This window comes from uncultured Porphyromonas sp. (assembly GCF_938023125.1).
Taxonomy (GTDB): Bacteria; Bacteroidota; Bacteroidia; order Bacteroidales; family Porphyromonadaceae; genus Porphyromonas.
On sequence record NZ_CALHDW010000018.1, the window covers coordinates 45,279 to 70,082 of the forward strand.

Sequence of the window (24,804 nt, forward strand, 5' to 3'; positions counted from 1 at the left end):
ACTAAAAACAAACTAACTATCAGAGAGAAAGCAAAAAAAAGATCGCCTCCAAGGCCCTCTCCCTCAAGAGAGAAGAGCCTGGAGACGACCTCCATTATATCCGAATTTGCTCTCAGCCTCTTTTAGGCAAAGGCGTAGGTGCGAACAAACTCTGTTGCTTCTTGAATGAGCTTGTACATTACGATGTCATCCTCAACTCGGGGTACAACCTGACGGAATGCTGCCAACATCTCTTCGATTTTGGGAGAAGACTTAGCAGGGCGACGGAACTCTAAAGCCTGAGCCGCATTCATCAATTCGATACCAAAGATGATCTCCAAGTTTTCGATGATAGGGAGCAACTTAGTAGCCGCATTCGCCCCCATGGAAACATGGTCTTCCTGACCGTTGCTCGAAACGATGCTGTCGCTAGAGGCAGCAAAACAGTACATTTTGTTTTTGCTTACCATAGAAGCGGCAGCATACTGAGGAATCATATAACCGGAGTTAAGCCCGGGGTTGGCAACGAGGAACTCGGGGAGATCGCGCAAACCAAGGATCAATTGAGCAACGCGACGCTCAGAGATATTTCCGAACTCAGCCAAAGCAATAGCGAGGAAGTCGTATACGATGGCAAGAGGCTGTCCGTGGAAGTTACCACCCGATACCACCTTATCTTCGTCGGGGAATACCGTAGGATTGTCCGTTACAGAGTTAATCTCGGTCTCAACCACAGAGGTAACGTAGTCAATGGCATCTCTAGAGGCTCCATGCACTTGGGGCACGCAACGGAAGCTATAGGGGTCTTGTACCTGCTTTTTGGGGCGAGCGATCAATTCGCTACCCTCTAGAAGAGAGCGGAGGTGACGAGCTACGGTGAGCTGACCCTTATGCGGACGAATGGTGTGAAGAGCGTCTGCAAAAGGAGCATCCAACCCATCAAAAGCCTCTAGTGAGAGGGCGGCGCAAGAGTCCGCAAGACGGGCGATACGATGAGCCTTGATGAGGGCATATACCCCATGCGAGCTCATGAACTGCGTACCATTGAGAAGGGCAAGACCCTCTTTGCTCTTGAGAGTAACCGTGCTAAGTCCGTGCTCTGCAAAGACTTCGCGAGCGCAACGCTTTTCGCCACCGGCTACACGCACTTCGCCTTCGCCGATAAGGGGGAGGAAAAGATTGGCAAGGGGAGCCAAGTCGCCCGATGCACCCAAAGAACCTCTATCGTACACGATGGGAATAATATCCTTGTTGAGCATATCGAGGATACGCTCTACCGTTACCACCTGTACCCCGCTATGCCCTAATTGCAAAGCGTGAGCCTTGAGGAGCAACATCAAACGCACGATATCCTGATTCACTTCTGTACCACAGCTACAAGCGTGACTCTTAACGAGATTTTCTTGGAGCGTAGTCAAAGCCTCAGCCGAGATCGAGCGATTGCAAAGCGAGCCAAAGCCCGTGGTTACACCGTAAATAGGGCGATCGCTCTCCTTTACTTTATTGTCAAGATAGTTGCGACAATGCTCAATGCGAGCACGTGCATCGTCTCCCAATGCTAGGGGGAAACGCTCTTTGAGATAACGTTCACAAAGGGCGAGGGTAAGGGGTTCACTCCCGATATAAAATGTCTGTGCCATGTCTTTATTTATTCACAAGCCTTCTTTGTGTGAGCAATAACAGCTGCCTCACGAGCTAGAATATCAGCTTCGAGGCGGTCTGCTTCTTCGCGAAGGCGAGCTACAAACTCTTCGTCTTTGATAGAGGTAAGGTTGATACGAACGTTGAAGAGGGCACCTACCACGGCTACACGAGCGCACATCATGGCTACACAACCATCGGTTACTGCATTTTGGTTGCCACGAGCTACCACAGCCTCAATAGCGGGCAAAAGCGCACTGGCACGGCGAGCTACTTCCATAGGCACAAGAGCTGCCTTTTTGGTATTTTCTTGGATAGCCGCTGAGCGGATTGCCTTCTCTTCTTCCGTTTCTTTGGGGAGTTTGAAGGCTTGAGCAACGCCGTCGTAAGCTTCGCTGTCTCGGTCTACATCAAGTACGAGTTCTTTCTGTAGAGCAGCTGCGCTCTTAGCGATTTCTGCCATTTCGTCTTGTACGTCGGCATATTTCTTTTTGCCTATAGTAAGATTGGCTACCATCTCAGCAAGAGCGGCAGCAATGGCGCCATTGAGGGCAGAGATACTTCCACCACCAGGTACGGGAGCGTCGCCCGCAGTCTCGGCAAGAAGGCCTTTTACAGTTAGTTCGGTAAGCATATTGCTGGTTGTTAAGTATTAAAATCAGTCTATGTGATTGGTATAAACCGCACCACCCTTTATCGTAGAGTGTACGATATTCATACCGATATGATACGAAAGGAATTTATAGCTAGGATAACCCAGTACCACGAGGTCTCCTTCTTTACCCACCTCGATACTACCGATTCTATCGGCACGCCCGATAGCAGCTGCACCATTGAGCGTAAGTGCCGTAAGGGTCTCTTCGGCCGTCATGCCCATGTAAATGCACGCGAGGTCGTACATGAGGGGGATGGATGCACTAAAGCAGCTCCCGGGGTTAAGGTCACTGGCAACAGCCACAGCGCAGCCGCTGTCTATCATCTTACGAGCGGGAGCATAGGCGGCTTTTAAGCTGAAAGCCGTGCAGGGTAATAGGGTAGCCACCGTATTAGAATTAGCGAGTGCGGCAATCCCCTTTTCTGAGATTTGAAGCAAATGGTCGGCAGAGAGGCACCCAAGCTCCGCAGCCAATTCGGCACCACCAAAGGGCACAATCTCATCGGCATGCATCTTGAGGGTGAAGCCCATAGCGCGAGCGGCATTGAGCAAGCGACGAGTCTGCTCGTGGTCGAAGACCCCCTCTTCTGTAAATATATCGCAGCACTCGGCAAGCCCTCGGCTCTTAACCTCGGGGAGTACCGTCTGTACCAAATACTCGATGTAGTCCGTGGAGCGACCTTTGAACTCGGGAGGAGTATCGTGCGCCCCCATAAAAGTAGCGTGAAGTGCAATGGGTTGCGACTTTTGCAGACGGCGAATTACCTCCAACTGGCGCAATTCGGTCTCCAAATCCATGCCATAGCCACTCTTGGCATCGACCGTAGTCACACCCATAGAGAGCATAGCGCGGAGGTGAACTTGGGCGGCTGCCTCTAGCTCTTCCACACTCGCCTCGCGAGTTGCCTTGGTAGTACTGGCAATTCCTCCCCCTGCCTGCATAATGCTCATGTAGGAAGCTCCACGCAATCGCATCTGGAACTCCTCTTCGCGGAATCCTCCAAAGACAAGGTGAGTATGGCTATCAACAAAACCGGGCACTACGGCACCTCCTTGGGCGTCGTAGACGGCACAATCTTGGATAAGGTCGCCGGGGACCTCAGACTCCTTTCCCACATAGGCGATAATCCCATCTCGGATTACGATAGCTGCAGGCCCCATAAGGATATCCAGCTCTCCCATGGCTTTCCCATGGATCGCCTTATTCCCCTTAGGCGTAGCTACATTGCCTATATTTTTTACGTATAGATTATGACTCATGTACACTATATAAAACAAGGGAAGCTCCCGGGAGAGCAAGCGATATGTACCACCCTCCCGAGAGATATTCCTAGCTCATTCCAATATTACTCCATCATGCGGAGCTCGAGGATCTGATCGTGTGAGAAGTTTTCGATCCCGAGGTAATATTCTGCACAATCGATAAGAGCAGCCATAGGAAGCAAACCAATTACTTCGCTACCTACAATCTCTACGCCATAACGCTTTGCCTCCATACGTACCATTTCGTGTGCACGATATACGCTGGTCTTGGTAAAGTCGGTAAGGTTCATAGATACTTGGGCGATGTGACGATCGGTCAACTCCACACCCATAGCCTTGCAGAAGCGGAGACCGCCACCGATGTGACGTACTCTCTTAGCAATAGCATCAGCGATAGCTACATCGCTAGTATTGAGGTTTACGTTGTAGGCAACAAGAGGCATACGAGCACCTACAGCCACACAACCTGCCGTAGCGTGACGATCTGCGGGACCGAAGTCGGGGAGCCATTCAGCTTCGTGTACTTTGGTTTCCATGCCTTCGAATTCACCCTTTCTGATCTTAGCAAGGTTTTCACGATGGGGAGCGGTTGCACTCTTTTCGTAGAGGTATACGGGCACACCATACTTAGTACCAATGATTTCGCCAACCTCACGAGAGAGGGCGATAGCTTCGTCCATTTCCATATTGCGGATGGGGATGAAGGGAACTACGTCCACAGCACCCATACGGGGGTGTTGCCCCGAGTGCTTAGTCATATCGATAACCTCAACAGCTACACCCACTGCTTCGAGGAGCGACTCCTTCACTGCTTCGGGAGTACCTACTACGGTTACAACAAGGCGGTTGTGGTCTTCGTCGTTGCTATAATTGAGCAACTTAACGCCTTGACGTGTACGGAAAGGATTTACAATCTTCTCGATTTTTTCGCGGTCGCGCCCCTCGCTAAAATTGGGTACGCATTCTACAATTTTCGTTGCACTTGCCATGATGATTTATTCTTTAATAGTTTAGTCTTTTCGTCGGCGAAGTTAGCGCATTTTCTTGAGCTTACAGAGATATGGGGCAAAGAAGAGCTCCACCTCGTAAGAAACAATACTCACAGCACCTTATCCAAGGGAAATAAAAAACGCATCTAACCCACGGAAGGAAAGATGCGACACTAAAATAGACAGGAGAGCAACCCCACAAAGAAGGGCATGTACACCACCTCCCTCTTTTGCTATCAGCCCAAGTTGTCCCGGAAGAATTCGAATCCTCAATTTCAGAGCCAGAATCTGACGTGTTACCATTACACCACGGGACAATTCATTTAGAGCTACAACCCCACTCTAAGTAGGCGGCTTAGGTTGCGCCCCATGCGAGATTGCGGTGCAAAGGTACAATAAAAATCCGAAAAGGCAACAACCCACTGATTTTCTTTCGCGCCCATTCCTCCCCCATTTCCCGAGCAAAAAGGAAGAGAAAAGGAGGCTGATTTCTGAAAAAGAATCAGCCGGAAAGTACTCCGACTTCTGCCTAATATTTTGCAAAAAACAGCCCATGAAACATTTTATTCCTGCCCTAAAAAGGGAAAAGTACAGAGCAGCAAAATCTGAGCATTTCACTCCTAAAACGAACCAAGTCCCCACCCAACGTGGCAGAGGGAGAGGGTGCAGCGGTCTGGTAGAAAAGGTCGCAGAAGACTATCTCCGAGGCACATTGTCCGGCTCGGGCATGGCCTGCCTCCATCACGACTGCCACTAAACGAAAAAAATCCCCCTGCCCAAAGGAGTTGAGCAAGGGGTTCACGTTATATTTGGAAAAGGATTTGGTTTAGAGATTCGGATTGAGCGTAGCCCAATCTGCAACAGGGGGAATGATCCCCATCTCTGCCACCTGAGCGATCATGGTAGCCAAGTGCTCTGAGCTCTGCTTGAGGGCGGCCATTTCTTCATCGGTTCCCTTCGTTTCGAGACAATGTACCCCATCTTTGTCGATGCGCGTCTCCATGGCCATCATCACTTTGCCGTAATCAGCATGAGACACGTAGCACCCCGAAGGTAGCGTAAAAGGCTCGCCTCCCATGGCAGCGGCAATCATCTCCACAGCCACATAAGAGGGACTTTGGAAGCTACTACGCCCCCGCAACTTAATGATATTGGCACCCCCTTTTACAACACGCTCTTTGAGAGCCGTCCACTCTTCCTGCGAGAGCTTCTCTGTACCAATAAGCGAGAGCAGGGGAGTTCCATCCACAGCTGCCGTAGAGGCAAAGACTGCCATAGACTCGCCATGACCGCCATAGGTGCGGCAGCGAGTCACCTTGCTTTGTAGTACCCCGAAGTGCTTCGCGAGCTCGCTTTGCAGACGATTGGAGTCGAGAGCCGCTAGCGTGGTTACTTGCGAAGGCTTCAAACCGGAATGGATGAGCGTAACCAACCCTGTAATATCAGCAGGGTTGAATATGATCACCACGTGCTGTACATCGGGACAGTAACGCTTGATATTGTCGCCCAATTCCGCCGCGATTTGGCTATTACCACGGAGAAGATCCTCACGGGTCATCCCCTCTTTGCGTGGAGCACCCCCTGCAGAGATTATATATTTAGCACCACGGAGAGCCTCTTCTATACTCGAAGTAAAAGTAAGATTGAGCCCCTCAAAAGCACAATGGCGCATCTCTTCTGCTACGCCTTCCAGCCCTTGGGCGAATGGATCGTAGAGACAAATGTTTGGAGTAAGGCGCATCATGGCAGCCGTTTGCGCCATGTTGGAGCCGATCATGCCGGCTGCTCCAATGAGCGTTAACTTATCGTTTGTTAGATAATTCATAGCGATATTCTTTTTATTATCATTCCACACCTTTGGGAGCCTAGACCACGGTCTCTCGCCGGGGGCACGTAGCCACTCTAAACTCCTCGGAGAAGGGGCCTAAAAACGAAGCCTCCAACTCCTAAGCAAAGATATATAAAAAGCTTGTTGCCACGCACAATAGGGCAGACTACGTTGCACGCACAACGATAGGCTCATCTTGCCAAGTCACAACCACGGAGTCTGCCGCAACATATTTAGAAGAGAGGGGGTCTTGCGAAGAGGCAGGGTACTTTTCCACACGAATCCCCATAAGGGAGCAAAGGAAGTAGGGCAATACGTCGGTAGTAAAGAGCTGATGCTTCACCGCCTCCAGACGCAAAACCAGTTCGGGATGGAGCTGACGCATTTTGGGACTTACGTACACCATAAAGGGTACTGAGATTGACTTCCAGTGCGGAGCGTGCCCAAAGACATCACTCATATCGCCGGCTTCGGGGTCGTACGTGAGGATACCATGATCTGCCACATAGACTACCACAGAGGGCTCTTGCGCATAGCGTTGAATGATCTCATGGAGCATATAGTCCGTGTAGAGGATACTATTGGCATACTCGCAAATTGCCTCATTTTGGCTCCGATCCTTGAGGGGAGAAGGGAGGTCTTCGGGTTTGAATCGGGCAAAATTACTCGGGTAACGCTCTTTGCAAGAGGGGTGCGAACCCATCAAATGCACGAGTTCAAAGAGTTTTTTCTTGGGAAGTGAGGGCGTTCTACTCGTCAGCAAATGGGGCAGAACATCGCCATCCAGCTTCAACTCCTGAGCCCACCAATCGCGAGAAGAACGCACATTAGCGTAGTACAAACTATCCGAAGTGGAGGCAATCGCTGCCACAGGTTGGATAAACAGGCCCTGCTTCTCTTGGTTGCTCAGCCAGTAGGTATAGTAGCCGGCTTTCTGCAAAACGAGCGGCAGGGTAGGCGTAGCATCCCACGTAGAGAGCGTATCCGTCCGTTGGAAAAAGGTAAGCACTTGGGACAAAGAAGCCGCCGTATAGGGAGCCGGAGCCACAGCATTATCAAAGAGAATCACCTCTTTGCTTGCAATTAGGCTATCCAAAAAAGGGGTATTCGCCAAGGGGAAGCCATAGCAATGATGGTAGGCACGCGTAGCAGATTCCCCCACAACAAGCACCAACGAATGCGCCGAAAAAGAGGGGTCTTGATGCACCGCACCACAGTCTACTCGCCGCAAAGCCTCCAGCGTCTCCTCCACAGAAGACATCTCCTCGGCGCACTTCATCACTCCCGTTGCAAGGCGAGTAATGGGAGTCATCACCTTATAGTTGGGGTAATTATCTCGGTAACTTGTAATAATGAGATCGGAGGAATAGAAACCGGCTCCCAATACGACCACGAGAGGAGCAGCCAGCCAATAGGCACTTATCTCCCCCTTTGTTCTACGAGAAAGACGGTACACAACGTAGGCAATAGCAAGGCTGACAACAAATAGCAAGAGCGGCAAAAAGAGATATTTTACGAGGCTGGCTCCCGCCATAAACTCTGCGGCTTCACGAGGATTCGTCGCCAAGATATTAAGCGCAATACTATCCGTGAAAATCGTTTTGTAGCCGGAGATGAGAATTTGCTCCCCGAAAAAAAGCAGCGAGGCAAGGAACAAGAAGAAGCCGATAAGGCAACGGCGCAACACTCGGCACCTATCGGGCACGAAGGCTATGAGGAGCGGAATGAAAAATCCCCACCCAAAAGTTTCGGGCAGGGAGAGGAGTGTTGAGTCGCCCCCCGGGTCTGTATTGATAAAAGAGTAGCGAAAATTGGAGCAGAGAACAAGGAGAATGATGAAAACTCCAACCCAAGAATTCCGATAAAAGCGTGTAGCAAGGCGGGACAAAAAGGGCATAAAAGCATTTATTTACTCATAAGAAGACTCACTCAAAAACGTTCTTTGTGGCAGGGATGGCCAGGGGATCGGCTTTAGCCTCAAAGGGGCGAACGATAAGCGTACTCGGCAACTCCTGCAAGATCTCGGGGCGCACCTCCGTAAGAAGCCCCCACGTATCGTAAGAAATGAAGAGGAAGTCGTACCCACGCAGCACCCCTACGCCATCTCCGGCTGTGAGCAGATTCGCCCCCTCCGGCAGGGGACCCAAATCGAGGGCCGGGGCATTTTCCCCGAGCGACAAGGGTAAAATGGCAACAGAGGCATTGTGTGCCTTGGAGAGACGCCGAGCCAGCGGGAGAAGCACCTCTCTATCGGTTGCATCCTTTACGAGGAGCAAAATCCGCTTGAGAGAGCCAAAGTGTCTGTCGACAAATACGCCCAACGAGCAATTGGTCTCCTCGGCAAATCGGGTCATCTTATCATTGAAGAGGGTACGGGCGTTGAGGAGCACTTCGGGAGAGGTTATTGAGAATTTGCGCCAACGCTTCTGCAAGAGCATCCGGTAAGAGACCACATTGCGGTCCTCTTCTTCACTCGAGAGGCTTAACCCCGCCCCCACGAGCAAGAAAGTATGATGGGGTAGATTGGCCTGATCAATGATCTCGCTTGTGACCTGATCGCTCACTCGATAGATAGGCTCTACAGAGAGCCCAAGGTGGCGAGCTTCACGCAAAGCGGGTTGGAAGTTTTCGGCAAAGAAGGTCTCCTCGTTAATTACATTTACATTGTTGCTCATGGTAACGTGCAACAACGACACCCCGGATGAGAGTTTTTCGTCGGGGAACAACTGCCGAGCCAAGCGCAGGAGCAAAGCCCCCGTCTCGGGGCGACCAAATGCGATAAGGATTCGGTGCGAAAGGCGAGCCACAGCCTCCTTGGTTGGGCGATGGAAGTGTAAAAAGAGGTAATCTATAAGATGAATTATAGGGGTGGTCATCACCGTTGTGACGAGCGTCATCAATACCAAAATCGCGAAGAAGACGGGAGGTAATACCCCCATATCCAGTCCTATCTTGAGCACCACAAGCTCCATGAGCCCTCGGGTATTCATGTAAGCCCCGAGGTAAAGACTATCCTTTTGATTGATCCCACATACGCGAGCGGCAATATAGGTACCCCCTGCTTTCCCTACAACGGCTACAAGCACAAAGAGGAGCAAAAGTAACCAAAGTTCGCCCGAATTGATAAGCCCAAGCTCGGTACGAAGACCCGAGGAAACAAAAAAGAGCGGCAAGAAAATATTAAGTGAGACATCCTCCACCTTCTCAGTCATCACATGCCGGAACTTCACGTCCTCCGGCATAATCAGCCCAAAGATGAAGGCTCCGAAAAGGGCGTGCATGCTCAGGATCTCCGTAAGGTAAGCGCTCAAGAGCAACAGAATGAAGATAATCCCGACAAGCCCCTTGCCCAGTAGCTCTTCTTTGTTGTACATACGCCCAATAAGGGAGAAGAGGGGACGCAGTACGCCAAAGGCCAGCCCCATATAGAGCAGTAGGAAAAGAAAATTGAAGAACGCACTGGCTACGCTCCCGCTTTGGGTTATGGCCATAATGGCGGCCAGCATGAGCCATGCCATAATATCCCCGGCAGCGGCGGTATTAAGAGTCAGCTTCCCAAGATAGGTGCGGCTCATATTGCGCTCTTGCACGATGCGCGCCAATACGGGGAAGGCTGTAATACTCATCGAAATACCGATAAAAAGAGCCAAGGGGAAGAAGGCAACTTCGGCGGCATAGCGCTCATACGTCATAATGCTCAGTACCACGCCCAGAATAAAGGGGATAAAAATACCGGACTGACTTATTATAATCGAGTTGCGTGCTTGGGCTTTAATATCGGCAATTCGCAGCTCCATCCCAATGGTAAACATAAAGAGGATAAGGCCGAATTGACTCAGAAGTTCGATATTAACTATGCTTTCCTCAGGGAAAAGCCAAGCAGATACGCCCGGAGCCAGCAGTCCCAGAAGGCTCGGACCCAACAGGATACCTGCAATAATCTCCCCAATAACCGTAGGCTGCCCGAGGCGGGCAAAAAGCCACCCCACCCCACAAGCTACCGACAAGATAACCACGATTTGGAGCAACAAACGCCCAATAGTGGTAGCCACATGGTGCTGCACCCCTTCGCCAAAGGCTGTGAAAGCCCCTCGCAAACCGCCCGAAGAGCCTCCTGCCAACTCCCCTGAGGATAGGATAGGTGTAGCCACAGTTGCCGTGGCCCAAATAGCCCCAACAAAGAGGAGTAATAGCACTAAATAATAAATGATGGCACCACGTTTTTGGGTGGCAGATATAGGGGTAGGAGCTTCTTTCATGGAGCGAATCCTTCTCGAGACATATACCAATAATACGACGCAAAGGTACGAATAACCCCATAAAAAAAAAGGTGCCCCCAAGAGCCGTAGCCCCGGGAGCACCTCCTATCAAAACACTAAGAAAGGATGATTACTTTGTAAGCTCTAGAGCGACCTTTGCTGAGGACATCTCGAGCGAAGTGGCTGTAGGAAGCACTACTTCTTTGGCTCCATCTACAACTTGAAGGCTGAAGGGAGCTCTCTGTGTAGCACCTGCATCTGTCTTAAACTCGAGTGTGGTAAGGTCTCCCCATTCCTTCTTGAGGTTACGAGGCATAGCTACGATCACATAGTCGGTATTGGGGGTAAGCCCATTAGCGTTCAGAGTCTTTTGTTCGGCATAGAGAGGGATATTCATGTCTTCATCCGGACTTTCCTTGAATGCACTCTCAACTGCTGCTGCGTCATATTTAGCCTTTTCTAGCACAGCCACACGATACACGGTTGTGTTTTCGTCGGGGGTACAAACAATCTTAGCCATGTTGGCCGTCTTTTCCTTAACGCTGAGCGTGATGTGCGCCTTTTGCTCTGTACCCAACACTTTGGTAGTAACTCGATTGGTATCAATAACCTTGGTGTACTGGCCGTTCTGGTCGATAGCTACTAGATATACAGCGTGCTCAGTTCCACTAGCAAGTCCATCGACTTTTATTTCGCTCGTGCCAACATGTTGTCTTCTAGTCTGGAAGTCAACACCAAAAAGAGTAACGTAATGCTGGAGGTCGGGGATACCCATCATCTGCATCATCATCTCACGGTTGGGATCTTCTACGGGCAGTACGAGGTAATAGTACCCTAGAGTTTCGTCGTTGGGGGTCAGCTTGATCTCCAAGCTTGTAGCACCCACCTTGAGGAAATCAACCTTTACTTGAGGATTTCCTGTAATAGCGGCGGCAGGCACATCGAAGGGCATGAACTGTATATCTCCGGCACAACCATACTCATCCAAGACGTAGAATATAGCATAGTAAGAGTAACCTTGCTGCAAGCCTGAGAGGTCAAATTCCATCTTAGGCCCACTGGGAGCGAATTCATTTACCTCCATCCTATCAAAAGCAGCCATAAGCTGCTCCTGTGTCAACTTATTGATATCGCCACGGAACATAAAGCGCTCGGGGAAGGCTATCTTCACCTTCTTAACATCGAGCCCCATCGTAAACTCAAGGTGCATACCACCGGGGGTAGGAGTCGTGGGCTCCGTTATCTTGAGGGTGGTTGTAAGGTCGGGCATATCGGTAAGGAACATAACACTATCCGTGCGATCTACCCAGTAACCAACGGGGGCACCCCCCTTAGGATAAACCACCATGCGCTCGCGCACTTGGGCATGAGAGCTAAAGCAAGAGGCAGCAGCCACACATGCACCGATAAAAAGAGTATAGAGATTCTTCATTTCTTTACGTATTTAATAGTTTGATTGTTGATGAGAATAAGATAAACCCCGGGAGCCCATTGCACGGTAGGAATGGGTGTGCCGGCTTTGAATCTGGGGAAGGAAGCGATGGTAGCTCCATTGGCAGCATAAACGGCTACGCTATGGAGACGATCGGCGTCAAGCCCTTCGAGGAAGAGAGCCCCCTCGGTATCGCGCCAAGTGATGAGCTCGGGAGCTACTAGAGGAGAGAGAATCCCCGTAGGAGCATACTTTGTGGAGAATAGACACTTGGCGATCCCACTGAGGGAGAAGACGCCACCCATAGGCAGTGTTGCATTGTCTTTTGCGGAGAGATGCATCTTACCATCGGAAAAGGTAATCTTAGCAATTTTGGATAGCTCGATCACCTCACGCTCGGCAGGCGACTGACGCTCTATAACCATCGACATGGGGTAGACAGTTTGCCCACGTGCAATCCAAGTCGTAAAGAGGAGCACAGCCATCCATAGTACAGCTTGTTTTTTCATCTCAATTCGTATTTATTGTAAATAATAAGAACTCTCCGTATAGGGCCTCTTTCTCATCTCTCTTCCTTCTCACTTTCCTTGGTACGTTGTTTGCCTTGTGCCTATACGACTCCACAAGGCAGAGAGATCTGGATTATTTATTCTTATATACGCTGCAAATATAACAAAATGTTTTGATTAAAGGTGAGCTCTCGGCAAAAATGCAATACAAGGCGCAATGTTGGGATATTTTTGCCGAGAAATTAACGCATTTCTTCGGACATCCACCCCCTCTCTAGCCCCTCTCTCCAACCATGCCCCTGTATTTTCCAGTTGTAAGTGCAACGCTTAGATAAACAAAAATCACCCTATGCAAAATTCTAAAACTATTGCACTTCAAAAAATTATTCTCTATATTTGCGATACCGTTCTCCACCTAAAGGAAGTGCCCTTAGACAGAACTTTATAGCCTTGAAAAAGAACGACAACAACGGATCTATAAACACTAAATAATAACAACGCTATGGGTTTGAGAACTACTACTTGGCAATCATTAATCAAAGCTCGACGAATGCTCATCGGGAGCTTACTGACACCACTTGCGCTCATCCTATCTATGGGGGCTCTCAAGGCTCAGGAACAGATCACGCTCGTTGCAACCGCTGAACAAAATCAGTGGAAGATCACCGTGGAGGCCGGCACCGAGGTCTGGGCCGACTGGAATGGCAACGGACAGAAGGACGACAACGAGCTACTCACCTCCGGGCAGCTAGCTGAGCAGACGACCGCTGTGACCACGCTCACTATATATGGAGCAGTCAAGAGGCTCAGTGCCCCGAACAACAACATTCAGGAGGTAAACCTCGAGCAGGCCACTTCGCTCACCGAGATTGACCTGTCTCACAACAACCTAGAGGAGATTGATGCGTCAGTGTGTGAAAGCCTCTCCGTGGTCAACATGAGCTACAATAAGTGCGAGTGGTTCGACTTCTCTTCTAATGAGGAGCTTACCTCTCTAGACTGTAGCTACAATGAGAATCTGAGTGGGCTAGAGCTACCTGGTGGACTCAAGGAGCTCAGATGCAACAACGGAGCCCTCTCCTCCCTATCCCTCTCCTCACTCTCTCAGCTCACATTCCTAGACTGCTCGGCAAACCTGCTTCAGTCTATAGATCTGTCTCAAAACACCGCACTTCAGAACCTCTACCTACGGGGTCTAGACCAGATACTTCAATTCGAGGGTGGACTAAAGATATCTAACTTAACCAACCTGGTAGAGCTTGACTTCTCAGGATCTACGTTTACCTATGTAGAGTGTCCACAGTCTGAGAGCATGAAGATCTTCAACTGTAGCAATACCAAGCTAGATATCTTCAATGTGGCTGGCTTCCCCAACCTTGAGGAGCTCTACGCCAGTGGCTCTATGATCCTGACGCTAGACATATCTAAAAACAACAACCTCAAGAAGCTCGTCTGCAACAAGACTCAGCTTAAGAAGCTAACAATGCCTACAGCTCCGCAGCTAGAGTACATCGACATACACAACAACCACTTGCTACTCCAAGGGGTCAAGAAGGTTGTCCAGGAGCTCAATGACCGCAAGGGTCTATCTGAGGGCACTCTCATCCTAATCGATAGCTACGAAAAGAGCGAGCTCAACCCCTACGACGACGAGACGCTACACGCTCTCATGGACAAGAACTGGGCTCCCTACGACTACAAAGCTGGTGAGAAGGATGGGCTCAATCCTCTCAGTCCATCTGATATGCCGCTCTCTCCATACGTCACAGACCAGCCTAAGATCGTCCTAACGAGTGACGCTACATCAGGCCGGTGGGATCTGCAGATCGAGATGAGAAACAATGACGACAAGAAGTCCGTCTGGATCGATCGAAATGAGAATGGAAAGTACGACGAAGACGAGGAGGTCACGGACTTCAACAAGAGCCTGCACTTCCCGCACGAGGCGAAGGTCATCACGATATATGGTAATGTACAGAACTTGTTCTGCTATGCCAATAGCCTCACAGCTCTCGACATATCTCAGTGCCCAGACCTAGAGGTACTGGACGCATCTGACAACAAGCTCGCAGCGATAGACCTCAGCAAAAATGGCAAGCTCAGAGCGCTCACACTACATGGTAACATGCTCACGGAGGTGGATCTGTCGCACACACCACACCTCTTCCGATTCTACTGCAACAAAAACAAGCTCACCCAGATAGACCTCTCCAAGACTCCTGATCTGGTACAGGTCAGATGCGCCAGAAACGAGCTGACCCAGCTAGACGTCTCGATGCTTACGCAGCTCAAGTACTTCGACTGTACGGGCAATAAGCTTACGAGGCTTGACTTGACGCACTCAGAGGACTTGACCAACCTCCTTTGCGCAGACAACCAGCTCACATCTCTAGACTTAAAGGCATGCGCCGGTCTTGAGGAGCTGACCTGCTACAATAACAAGATCGCCTCTGCTATTGACTTCACCAACTGTAAAGCCATTAGAGAGGTAAGCCTCTTTGGTAATCAGATACAGAGCAAGGAGATGCTACAGACTGTCAGCTCTCTGCCACAAAATGAGAAGGCTGAGAAGAAGGAGTTCTATGGTATCAATACGACCCTCGAGCCTAAGGACGGCAACGTAGTCACCAAGAAGGCTGTAGCAACGCTCGCCGAGAAGGGCTGGATTTGCTACGACTTCCAGAATGGTGCCAACGGTGGTAAGAACGAGTACGCAGGCTCTGGCGATGTAGCTGTTGACTCGCCAGTAGCTCACGCTGAGCAGATCATTTACCTCAGCAACTCTCAGAAGCTACTGATCCCGACATCCTACACAAGCGTAGCTATATACGACGCCACGGGTACACTCATCCGCTCTCTAGAAGGCACTGGTCGTGCAGACCTCTCTGAGCTACCTGCTGGACTATATATCGTGACGAGCATTGCTGCCGATAGCACGGGTGCAAGCACCGCTATGACGTTTGTCAAGGAATAACACAACGCTGTCTACTAAATATAAATACAATGAATACAGCACACAACTTCTGGGCATTAGCCCTACTACTCTCTGTGGCTCTCCTGCCACAGAGAGCCTTCTCGCAGGACGTGCAGAGTCTTCCTAAGATGGAGCTACTGGTCATCCCTCAAAACGCTCTATCGATGGTCATCACGGTAGGCGACAAGGAGGCAACCATATATGTCGACGAGCACCGAGGAGCTCTCGTCCCGCACAAAGTACCTGCGGGCGAGGACTACACCCTCTCCGTATCCTCGGCAACTAATGAGACGACAATCTATGGGGAGCTTGTATCGGCCAAGATAATATCCCAAAAGGTTTTCCAGATAAATATCGATGGCATGAAGTCTCTAGAGGAGCTATCGGCTTTTTCATGCGGACTTAACGATTTATCCCTCAAGGGATGCGATCGTCTTAAGTCTCTCTCCCTAATGCAAAACAATCTCTCCGAGCTATCTCTGGCTGAGACGCCAGCACTCCAAGAGCTCAATGTCGGGTACAACGTACTCCGTGAGCTAGACTGCTCGCCCTGTCCTAACCTGCTCAAGCTCGTCTGTGGTAAAAACGATCTCACCAAGGTCAACATCTCTGGTTGCACTAAGCTCTACGAGATAAACGTACAGATGAATAAGAAGCTCACCGCACTCGATCTCTCCTCTTGCAAAGCACTGATGGGATTGACCTGCGCTAGTACCGGGATCACAGGCATTGATGTCTCTGGATGCGAGAAGCTCACCTTCATAGACACCTCCTTCTCTCCCGTACAGCGACTCAAGGCGCGTGGCTGTAAGAGTCTCAAGACGCTCAACTGCTATCAAAACGATCTCTACAACATAGATCTCAAGGGGTGCGAACGTCTGGACAAGCTGACTCTACAGCACAACCCTAACCTCGGCCTTCTAGACATCACCACCCTCTCAAGTCTCGTCACGCTACTCTGCTCTGACTGCGGACTAAAAGAGCTCAAGATCGGTGATCTGCCTAGCCTCCAAGAGTTCTACAGCTTCGACAACAAGCTCGTCGCACTAGACTTCTCTGGAGCTCCCAACCTCCGTGAGCTACAGTGCGACAACAATCAGCTGCAGTCTCTACAGCTAGCCTCCTCTATGCCAATGCTAGAGCTAGTCTCCGTTGTCAAGAACAACCTCTCGGCCTGCGCCATCGACAGCCTCTGCGTAGCTCTCCCTGAGAAGGTGCAAGGCGGGCAGCTCCGCATCGCAGCCAACCCGGGAGCTCCGACGAGTAAGTCCAACTTCGCTGCTGACAAGGGCTGGACGATAGACATCCTCGGCGATGGCACTGGCTGTAGCATCAATGTCGGCATAGAGTCTGTAGGTAGCACCGAGAGCCTCTGCCTTGTTGACAAGACAGGCATCACCCTGCTCCCTGAGAGTGCACAGGCTGAGGTAGCTCTGTATACTATAGGGGGCGAGACGCTCTATCATTTTGCAGCTCAGGTGGCACGTCCCACACGCCTCACACTACCCTCTGGGTGTTACCTGCTTAGAGTCGGCAAGATGACACGTCTCGTCATCATACCCTAATCACCTAGTAAGTAGACCAACGATGAAGACAATTACACACAAGGCACTACTCCTATGCCTGATCTTACCCCTCATAGCCACGACCAGCTATGGGCAAGAGGAGTTTGACCCCAACCGCTACCTAGGGCTCACCACGACGCTCAATGCAGGGGAGAAGGTAGAGATCGCAATCAGTAAAGATGCTTGGATCGACCTCAACGCCAATGGTCAGCAAGACGAAGGCGAAGTGGTTAGATTAAAGTCCATGGACGGTCAGCCTGATCAAGGCATACAGAACTTTACCGTAACCCTATCGGCACAGACTTTTAGGATCTATGGCAACTTTAACGAGATCATACTACGTAAGTGGAGACTCTCCAAGATCGACGTCAGTCGTATGACACAGCTCACCTACCTAGGCGTACCTTATAGTAAGCTGGATGAGATCGATCTGTCGGCACTGACCAAGCTCAAGAGCTTCGAGGGGCGCAACAATCGGTTTACAGAGTTAGACCTGTCGCATCAGCCCAACCTGGAGCTGGTAGAGGTCATCTCCAACGATCTGACTCGTCTAGACATCACCAAGAAGCCGCATCTCTACTTCGTCGGTGTCGCACACAACGCGATACGAGATGAAGCGATGGACCTCCTTGTCAATGCACTACCAATGCGTAGCGAGGGCGAGTTCAACGAAGGCCAGCTATATATCTACACGCTCAATGAGCCTACCGAAAAGAACTACGTAACCGACCGACAGGCCGCCATAGCTGACGGTAAGTATTGGAACGTGCAGGCCTGGGACAAGTCTCGTAATGACTGGGTCAAGTACCTAGGAGAGCCCACGGCAATCACAGAGGTAGCTACGACTCAGACGGAGCTTAGAGCTCTCTACTCAGGCTCGGCACTCGTCCTCATAGGTACCACCCTCGATGAGCCGGTGCGGATCTACGACTATTCGGGAGCCCTCCTAGCCACCTTCGCCGGGGATCTGGAGACCACCACATACCCCATTGCTCTACCTGCAGGTAGCTACATCATCACCCACTGCGGAGCGACAACCACACTGCAAGTACTATAAGTTTATCTCTCACAACAATCAAGCATATACTAAGCTATGAACAAACGAGCTACACGATTCATACCCCTCATACTACTCTTGCTGCTGCCACTCAGCACCCATCTGCGTGCCCAAGTGACACCGGCACCTATCGATGGACCTCGTGTTACCTTGACGACCGACCTACCCGCCGGCTCTAGTCTAGGTATAGCTTTTGTACCACACGATGAGACCGTCTGGGTAGATGTCAATGGCAATGGCATCTGCGACAGAGGCGAGGGCAGAGCCAAGGGCAACATCGGCAAGACAAACATCATGATCGTCGTCCTTGTCAAGCCGAGCGTCACAATCTATGGTCCCATAGATGCGATCCGCTTTGGAGGCCTAGATCTCGCAGGGCTCGAGGTCAGTAAGATGCCTAAGCTAAAAGAGATCCAGTGCTTCAATAACCGGATAGACCATCTAGACCTCTCTGGCAGCACAGGACTACAAACGCTCTTTTGCTTTCAAAATAAAATCACCTCGCTAGACCTCTCTGCATGTAAGGAGATAAACGACATACGTTGCTTCTACAATCAAATCGGAGAGGAACAGATGAATGCGCTGATGAAGAGCCTTCCCGACCGTGCGGCAAAGAAGAAAGGACTCGTCATAGCACTCGACACGACCATTCCTGAGGAGAAAAACGTCTGCTCTGTAGATGCCGTCAAGGTCGCTCTAGATAAGAACTGGGAGGTCAACGACTTCCACAGGGACAGGCAGTCCTGGACAGGTGTACCTTACAAAGGCTCACCCTCAGCAATCCAAGAATTGCTTCCAGACACACCCATCGTCTACTACGACGGGGCTACTCATGCGCTCGTCTTGGCTGGAAACAGTGGTGCGCCTTACGCTCTATACTCAGAGGCCGGCTTGCTGCTGACCTCGGGGGTACTAGACGCTAGCGGTCAGTGCCTGATAGCGATGACCTCCTATCCCGATGGTGCCTATATACTCAACCTCGGAGGCGAAAGCTTCAAGATCTACCACATCTAGGTCAGAGCTGTAATCTACGTGGTGGCGTTTCCCCTCAAGGAGACACGCCACTCCATCCACTACACACACTAATATATCAACTATGTCTCGACATTATATCACATATCTCATCTGCCTCTTCCCGCTACTGGCACTACCTGCTCTCGGGCAGAATCCCTTCAAACCCGTATCTACCGATGGCGATCGCATCGTCCTAACCACCGCCATAGAGCGTGCTGATGAAATCACATTCGTCATACGTCCTATAGAGCATGGTGTCTGGGTCGATCAGAATGGCGATGGTCAATTTCAGCGAGAAGAGATGGCCAGCAACCCTGAAGATGACTTCGATGAGCTAGGACAATTCCTAGTAGCCTTTCAGGTTACATCACCTCAGATCACGATCTATGGCAAGATAGACCAACTCATCATCCAAGACCGCAAAATAACCAATATAGATCTAACACACGCCACAGCACTCAAGACTCTAGAGGCGTACCGCAATGAGATATCCTCGATCACAATACCAGCTGGGCTACCACTAGAAGATCTCTGGCTGGCAGACAACAAGTTGCAGGAGATAGACTTCTCCAACTGTAGCAAGCTATGGTTCATCGAGCTCTACAACAATCAGATCTTTGAGCAGGCTATGACCAAGGCCTTTAACACCTTGCAGCGCGCAGCACCCGTTGCTGATCCCGAACTAGACATCCCCGAGCCGACCATTCAGGTGATCGATACGCATAGCGACCATGAGGGCAACGTATGCAATGTAGATGCTGTAGCTCATGCCAGGAGCCTCGGCTGGGCCGTATACGATCTAGCAGGAGACACGAAAGACTGGATTGGAGAGCATTACGAAGGGTCGCCCGTGGGCATCACATCTATCTCGTCTCACATGCCGACCTGCAGCCGTATGTTTGGAGCTATCAGACTAGACTCGCTAGAGCCTCACAGCACCATCACACTCTACGATATGGAGGGTCGCACGCTGCAAGAGTTCTCTACGTCCACGAGCACAGTTACGATTCCTCTATCAGCCGAGCAGTTTGCTACACCCTACCTCCTCACGATCCAGTCGCCTGAGGGGCAGCGAGTGAGCGTCAAGCTCTAACCCGCATAGCGATCCACTGATTGCAAAGGCTGCACCGTTAAATAGCTCTTACAGATGATAGCCACGTAGGAAACTCGAAATTCCTACGTGGCCATTTTTCATTCTCCACGTGGGGATTGGAAAGTTCCTCCCTTGGAACTAAAAAGCTCCAAGAGTGAGACTATTTTTGAAACTCGTATCCACCACACGTTCAGTACAATAAAACAGACAATACAGGTAGCGACTTAACAGAATTGAGGATCTGGGAACAACTCCTCTTACGTGTTTTTTGGCGTAAAGGTCAAAATGGTTGGTGAAGTACCCCTATAGCTCATCTAGCACTTACAACTGGGAAATACAGGCTTGGGGCGTTAATCGGAGTTTGGCTTACTTCAAGAGGGTGGGTTGTTGCATTCCATAACCACGGACAACGGATCGGAATTTATGGCTTTAGATCTATTGAGAGGGCGCTCCGTATTCCTGTCTTTTTTGCTAAACCCTATTGTTCGACCGACAAGCCCCATGTTGAATTGCTCAACAAACTCATTCGACAATACATATCCAAAGGAACTTCCTTCAAAGACATTGATGACAAGCAAATACGAAATATCAGGATACTGCTAAACAACAGACCTAGGAAAAAGTTGGACTTTAAATTTCCGAATGAAGTCTTAGCACTACTTTTGTCATACCGTTGCACTTGATACTGGGATCTGCACCCTAATAAGATTTTCTCAAGAGCTAAAATATCCCTCGGGTTTATTACCTTTGCAGAAAGGTAAATAGGCAACACACAATAAGAGACACACCCCACGCATGGCAAAAAGGCTGCTCGATGTACTCGTAAGTTTGATTGGGATAATTCTTTTGTCCCCCCTTTTCGTCATTGTAGCCATTCTTATTAAATGCGACTCTCGGGGGGCGGTTTTTTTTCGCCAAGCACGTGTAGGGCGCAACAACAAAGACTTCGTACTCTACAAATTCCGCTCCATGCACCATCAGGACTGGGGCAAAGACCAACTTCTCACCGTAGGGGACGATGACCCACGTATTACGCGCTTAGGTCGCAGGCTTCGCCAACTAAAGATTGACGAGATACCCCAGCTAATCAATGTACTAAAGGGAGATATGAGCCTTGTGGGCCCTCGACCTCTCGTTCGCCAGCAGGTGGAGTTGTACCCCGATCTATACCTACCCATCCTAGCCGTGCGCCCCGGCATCACAAGCCCGGCCTCCATTTACTTCCGCAACGAGAATGCCATTCTGGGGGAGCAAGAGCACCCGGAAGAATACTTCAAGGATGTGATCATGCCCAAGAAAATTGAGCTCAACCTTGAGTACGTCAAGCATCATTCTTTTATGGGCGACATCAAGATTCTTTTCCGCACAGCCTACCTCACCCTCTTCGATCGCTAAGCCCCTTTTTTAGACCCTATATATTCCCTTCCGCCTAGAGCTGGAGGGGATATTTTTTTTCTGCAAACCCCTCGCCCAAAGGCTGCCTGGAAATAAAAAGAATGGCAGCCTATTTTTTTTCATTTCTTGGGCAGCGGCAAAAAATTTCTTGCCCTAAAACGGGAGCATTTCCACCCTAAAGATTTTTCTTTTCCAGCCGGCAATGAAGGGAGCCGATAGGTACAAAAAAGAGGAGAGCACCCTCTACATGGCACCCTCCTCCCTATTTTCTGATACAAAACAAGTTTTTAGTGAGCTTCGAGCCAACTACTCCCCACTCCGATTTCCACCTCTAGGGGGACTCTTAGGCCGGGAAGAGCTTGGCACATCTCTTGGTGCACTAAGGCTCGCAACTCGTCAACTTCGGGCAGATAGGCATCGAAGTTGAGTTCGTCGTGCACCTGCATGATCATTTTACTCCTCATATTTCGCTCACGCATTTTAGCATCTATACGTATCATAGCCACCTTAATAAGGTCGGCAGCCGTCCCTTGGATAGGGGCATTTACTGCGTTGCGCTCTGCGAATTGGCGCACAGTGGCCGAGCGGCTATTGATGTCGGGCAGGTAGCGTCTACGCCCCAAGAGCGTTTCGGTATAGCCCAACTTCCTTGCCTTCTGCACGCACTCATCCATATAGGCACGCACGGAGGGGTAACTCTCAAAATAGCTAGAAATAAGGGCGGACGCCTCGGAGGCATCGATATTGAGGCGCTGACTCAGTCCATAGGCCGATATGCCATAGATAATTCCAAAATTGGCAGTCTTGGCATGAGAGCGCTGCAGAGAGGTCACCTCCTCGGGAGCCACGTTGTAGATCCGTGCGGCGGTAGAGCGGTGTACATCCTCCCCCTCCACAAAAGCCTTTATCAAATGCTCGTCTTGACTAAAGTGTGCCATCAGGCGAAGCTCTATTTGCGAATAATCGGCACTCAAAAAGGTAAACTCCGAGCTGCGAGGCACGAAAGCGGAGCGGATCTCCTGCCCCATAGAGGAGCGAATGGGGATATTTTGGAGATTAGGGTCACTCGAGGAGAGCCGCCCCGTCACGGTCACGGCTTGGTTGTACGAGGTACGCAAGCGGCCATCGGGGTAGACCAATTCAGGAAGAGCCTCCGTATAGGTACCAATGAGCTTTTTGAGCCCCCTGTAATCCAGCACCTTCTGTACAATAGGGTGCTGATCGAGGCACTTGGAGAGCACTTCTTCGCTCGTAGAGTAGGTGTTTGTCTTTGTTTTCTTGCCCTTGGCCTGCAAGCCCAGCTCCTCAAACAAAACTACCCCCACTTGCTTAGGGCTACTCACATTAAAGGGATGCCCTGCCCAGTGGAATATCTGCTCCTCCGTCTCGCGGAGGTCGTTCGAGAGCTTCTCGGAGACCTCATGCAGTCGCTGTACATCCAATTGTACGCCCTCACGTTCCATGCTCTCTAGCACCCCAACAAGGGGCATCTCCACCTCCCAAAAGAGTTTTTCTTGCTGCTCTTGCTCTAGCTTCTCCCGAAGAAGGGGGTAGAGCCTGCGCACCACATCGGCATCTTCGGCGGCATAGTCTGCCAAAAACTCCTCTGCGACATCCCGGCGCAGGTCGAAGTTCTTTTTCTCCGATAGGTCGCTATACGCAATGGTGCGGTAGCCTAGGTACTGCTCCGCTAGGGTATCTAGATTATGCCTCTGGTCGGGAGCGATGAGATAATGCGCCACAAGCGTATCGAAAAGTGGAGTGGCAGACGAAACTCCATAGCGAGCCAAAAGTTTTTGGTCGAATTTCGCATTCTGAGCCATCTTGAGTATCTCGGTATTGCGCATGAGGGCATCAAGAGGCTGGAGGATGGCGCAAGCCTTGTCAAAGTCTTGGGGCAGGGGCAGATAGTAGGCTTCGCCCTCTTCGGGGGCAAAGGAGGCTGCCACAATGGAGGCGGTAAGGGGGTTAAGTCCGTCCGTCTCAGTATCGAAGGCAAATTGTTTGCTCTCGGCAAGGCGGGCCCAAAGCTGCTCCTGCTCCTCCTTTGTGCGTACCACGTGGTAGGTGTGCGCTGTATCCTTCAATGTTGTAAGCCCTTGTAGAGAGGCTGTTTGCTTGGGAGAGAAAAGAGAATTAGCCTCTGATGGCTCCTTCCCCTCGTCTTGACTGGTAGAGCTAGAGGAGAAGAGCCCCCCTCCCCAATCGGCTGCCTCACCCTCGCTTGGGAGCAAACGCTTGGCTAGGGTGTGCATCTCAAACTCTGCGAGCAGGGCCTGGAGCTGGGGCACATTCGGCTCTAAGTGGCGGAAGGTCTCCCACTTCACCTCCATGGGCACTTCGGTACAAATCTTGGCCAGATAGCGCGATAAAAGGGTATTCTCCCGCCCCTCCTCGAGTTTCTTTTTGAGGGAAGGGGATAGCTCTTCGAGGTGCTCATAAATGCCATCAATAGAGCCAAACTGCGTGAGTAGCTCCGAGGCTTTTTTCGGCCCTATCCCCTTACATCCGGGGATATTGTCGCTGGCATCCCCCACCAAGGCAAGGTAATCGACCATTTGCGAGCAGTGCACAAGGCCAAACTTCTCGCAGACTTCGGCCTCGCCCCATACCTCAGCCCCGTTGGTCCCCGGGCGATACATGAGAGAATGCTTGGTAACAAGCTGCCCGTAATCCTTGTCCGCAGTAACCATATAGACCTCAAAACCCTCTTTCTCGGCACGCTGAGAGAGGGTGCCTACCACGTCGTCTGCCTCGTAGTCCGGCACCTCAACGGCAGGGATTCGTAGGGCTTCGAGCAGGCGTTTCACCTGGGGGAAAGCCCAGAGGATACCCTCCGGAGTGGCATCGCGTTGCGCCTTATAGGCTGCGTACTCTCGGTGTCGAAAAGAGCCTCCGGGGGGGTCAAAAACTACAGCCAAATAGTCGGGATTCTCCTTTTTAATGATCTCTATGAGGCTATTGGCAAAACCCAGAAGGGCACTTGTATTGTTCCCCTTACTATCGAATCGGGGGGTGCGGATAAAGGCAAAGTAAGCTCGATAAATGAGCATACTGGCATCGAGAAGAAAAAGTCTCTTGCCGCTAGAGGTGGGATTCATATGGGCGATCTTTTTTTGTGCTTCTCCGAGGAGAAGGGGAGATTATACCG

At 50.6% G+C, this 24,804-nt stretch carries 17 protein-coding genes and 1 tRNA gene; 7 read left to right on the forward strand and 11 right to left on the reverse strand.

The features are described 5' to 3' along the window. Positions 1 to 122 precede the first annotated feature (122 nt). The 5 genes from hutH to Q0090_RS06400 form a co-directional block, all read right to left on the reverse strand. Positions 123 to 1,619, reverse strand: coding sequence for a histidine ammonia-lyase (hutH, locus tag Q0090_RS06380; protein WP_297948852.1), 1,497 nt, complete (start codon positions 1,617 to 1,619; stop codon positions 123 to 125). 8 nt (positions 1,620 to 1,627) lie between these two features. Then, positions 1,628 to 2,254 (reverse strand): cyclodeaminase/cyclohydrolase family protein, encoded by a 627-nt coding sequence (locus Q0090_RS06385; protein ID WP_297948854.1) that lies wholly within the window; start codon positions 2,252 to 2,254, stop codon positions 1,628 to 1,630. A gap of 24 nt (positions 2,255 to 2,278) precedes the next feature. Beyond that, on the reverse strand, positions 2,279 to 3,535 hold the full coding sequence (hutI, locus tag Q0090_RS06390; RefSeq protein ID WP_297948856.1) for an imidazolonepropionase: 1,257 nt from the start codon (positions 3,533 to 3,535) through the stop codon (positions 2,279 to 2,281). 86 nt (positions 3,536 to 3,621) lie between these two features. Beyond that, a complete protein-coding gene (gene ftcD, locus Q0090_RS06395) occupies positions 3,622 to 4,527 on the reverse strand; it encodes a glutamate formimidoyltransferase (RefSeq protein ID WP_297948858.1) in 906 nt (301 codons plus the stop codon). Positions 4,528 to 4,773: 246 nt separating this feature from the next. Continuing rightward, positions 4,774 to 4,844 (reverse strand) — tRNA-Gln (locus Q0090_RS06400). A gap of 236 nt (positions 4,845 to 5,080) precedes the next feature. Between Q0090_RS06400 and Q0090_RS06405 the strand changes: the two genes are divergently transcribed. Next, complete coding sequence (locus Q0090_RS06405; protein WP_297948860.1) at positions 5,081 to 5,284, forward strand: hypothetical protein; 204 nt, start codon at positions 5,081 to 5,083, stop codon at positions 5,282 to 5,284. 69 nt (positions 5,285 to 5,353) lie between these two features. On the opposite strand, the gene Q0090_RS06410 is transcribed toward Q0090_RS06405, so the two are convergent. The 5 genes from Q0090_RS06410 to Q0090_RS06430 all read right to left on the reverse strand — a co-directional run bounded on the left by Q0090_RS06410 (position 5,354) and on the right by Q0090_RS06430 (position 12,555). After that, complete coding sequence (locus Q0090_RS06410; protein ID WP_297948861.1) at positions 5,354 to 6,352, reverse strand: malate dehydrogenase; 999 nt, start codon at positions 6,350 to 6,352, stop codon at positions 5,354 to 5,356. 169 nt (positions 6,353 to 6,521) lie between these two features. Then, on the reverse strand, positions 6,522 to 8,252 hold the full coding sequence (locus tag Q0090_RS06415) for a phosphoethanolamine transferase (protein WP_297948863.1): 1,731 nt from the start codon (positions 8,250 to 8,252) through the stop codon (positions 6,522 to 6,524). Positions 8,253 to 8,280: 28 nt separating this feature from the next. Further along, positions 8,281 to 10,614, reverse strand: a complete 2,334-nt coding sequence (locus Q0090_RS06420) for a cation:proton antiporter (protein ID WP_297948865.1) — start codon at positions 10,612 to 10,614, stop codon at positions 8,281 to 8,283. A gap of 130 nt (positions 10,615 to 10,744) precedes the next feature. Then, positions 10,745 to 12,046: a hypothetical protein gene (locus Q0090_RS06425; RefSeq protein ID WP_297948866.1), complete on the reverse strand. Its 1,302-nt coding sequence runs from the start codon at positions 12,044 to 12,046 to the stop codon at positions 10,745 to 10,747. Beyond that, positions 12,043 to 12,555, reverse strand: a complete 513-nt coding sequence (locus Q0090_RS06430; protein ID WP_297948868.1) for a hypothetical protein — start codon at positions 12,553 to 12,555, stop codon at positions 12,043 to 12,045. Before Q0090_RS06430 ends, Q0090_RS06425 begins: the two co-directional genes overlap by 4 nt. A gap of 502 nt (positions 12,556 to 13,057) precedes the next feature. On the opposite strand from Q0090_RS06430, the gene Q0090_RS06435 reads away from it, so the two are divergent. The 6 genes from Q0090_RS06435 (at position 13,058) to Q0090_RS06460 (ending at position 21,653) form a co-directional block, all read left to right on the forward strand. Further along, positions 13,058 to 15,529, forward strand: coding sequence for a hypothetical protein (locus tag Q0090_RS06435; protein WP_297948870.1), 2,472 nt, complete (start codon positions 13,058 to 13,060; stop codon positions 15,527 to 15,529). Between the two features lie 29 nt (positions 15,530 to 15,558). After that, positions 15,559 to 17,094, forward strand: a complete 1,536-nt coding sequence (locus Q0090_RS06440) for a hypothetical protein (RefSeq protein ID WP_297948872.1) — start codon at positions 15,559 to 15,561, stop codon at positions 17,092 to 17,094. Between the two features lie 22 nt (positions 17,095 to 17,116). Continuing rightward, entirely contained in the window at positions 17,117 to 18,151 is a 1,035-nt protein-coding gene (locus Q0090_RS06445; RefSeq protein WP_297948874.1) for a hypothetical protein, read from the forward strand. 36 nt (positions 18,152 to 18,187) lie between these two features. Beyond that, the gene (locus tag Q0090_RS06450; protein WP_297948876.1) at positions 18,188 to 19,165 is read left to right on the forward strand and encodes a hypothetical protein; all 978 of its coding nucleotides are present in this window, start codon (positions 18,188 to 18,190) and stop codon (positions 19,163 to 19,165) included. An 82-nt stretch (positions 19,166 to 19,247) separates the two neighbouring features. Further along, the gene (locus tag Q0090_RS06455) at positions 19,248 to 20,258 is read left to right on the forward strand and encodes a hypothetical protein (protein WP_297948888.1); all 1,011 of its coding nucleotides are present in this window, start codon (positions 19,248 to 19,250) and stop codon (positions 20,256 to 20,258) included. A gap of 795 nt (positions 20,259 to 21,053) precedes the next feature. Then, a complete protein-coding gene (locus tag Q0090_RS06460; protein WP_297948890.1) occupies positions 21,054 to 21,653 on the forward strand; it encodes a sugar transferase in 600 nt (199 codons plus the stop codon). Positions 21,654 to 21,940: 287 nt separating this feature from the next. On the opposite strand, the gene polA is transcribed toward Q0090_RS06460, so the two are convergent. After that, positions 21,941 to 24,754: a DNA polymerase I gene (gene polA / locus Q0090_RS06465; RefSeq protein WP_297948892.1), complete on the reverse strand. Its 2,814-nt coding sequence runs from the start codon at positions 24,752 to 24,754 to the stop codon at positions 21,941 to 21,943. Positions 24,755 to 24,804: the final 50 nt, after the last annotated feature.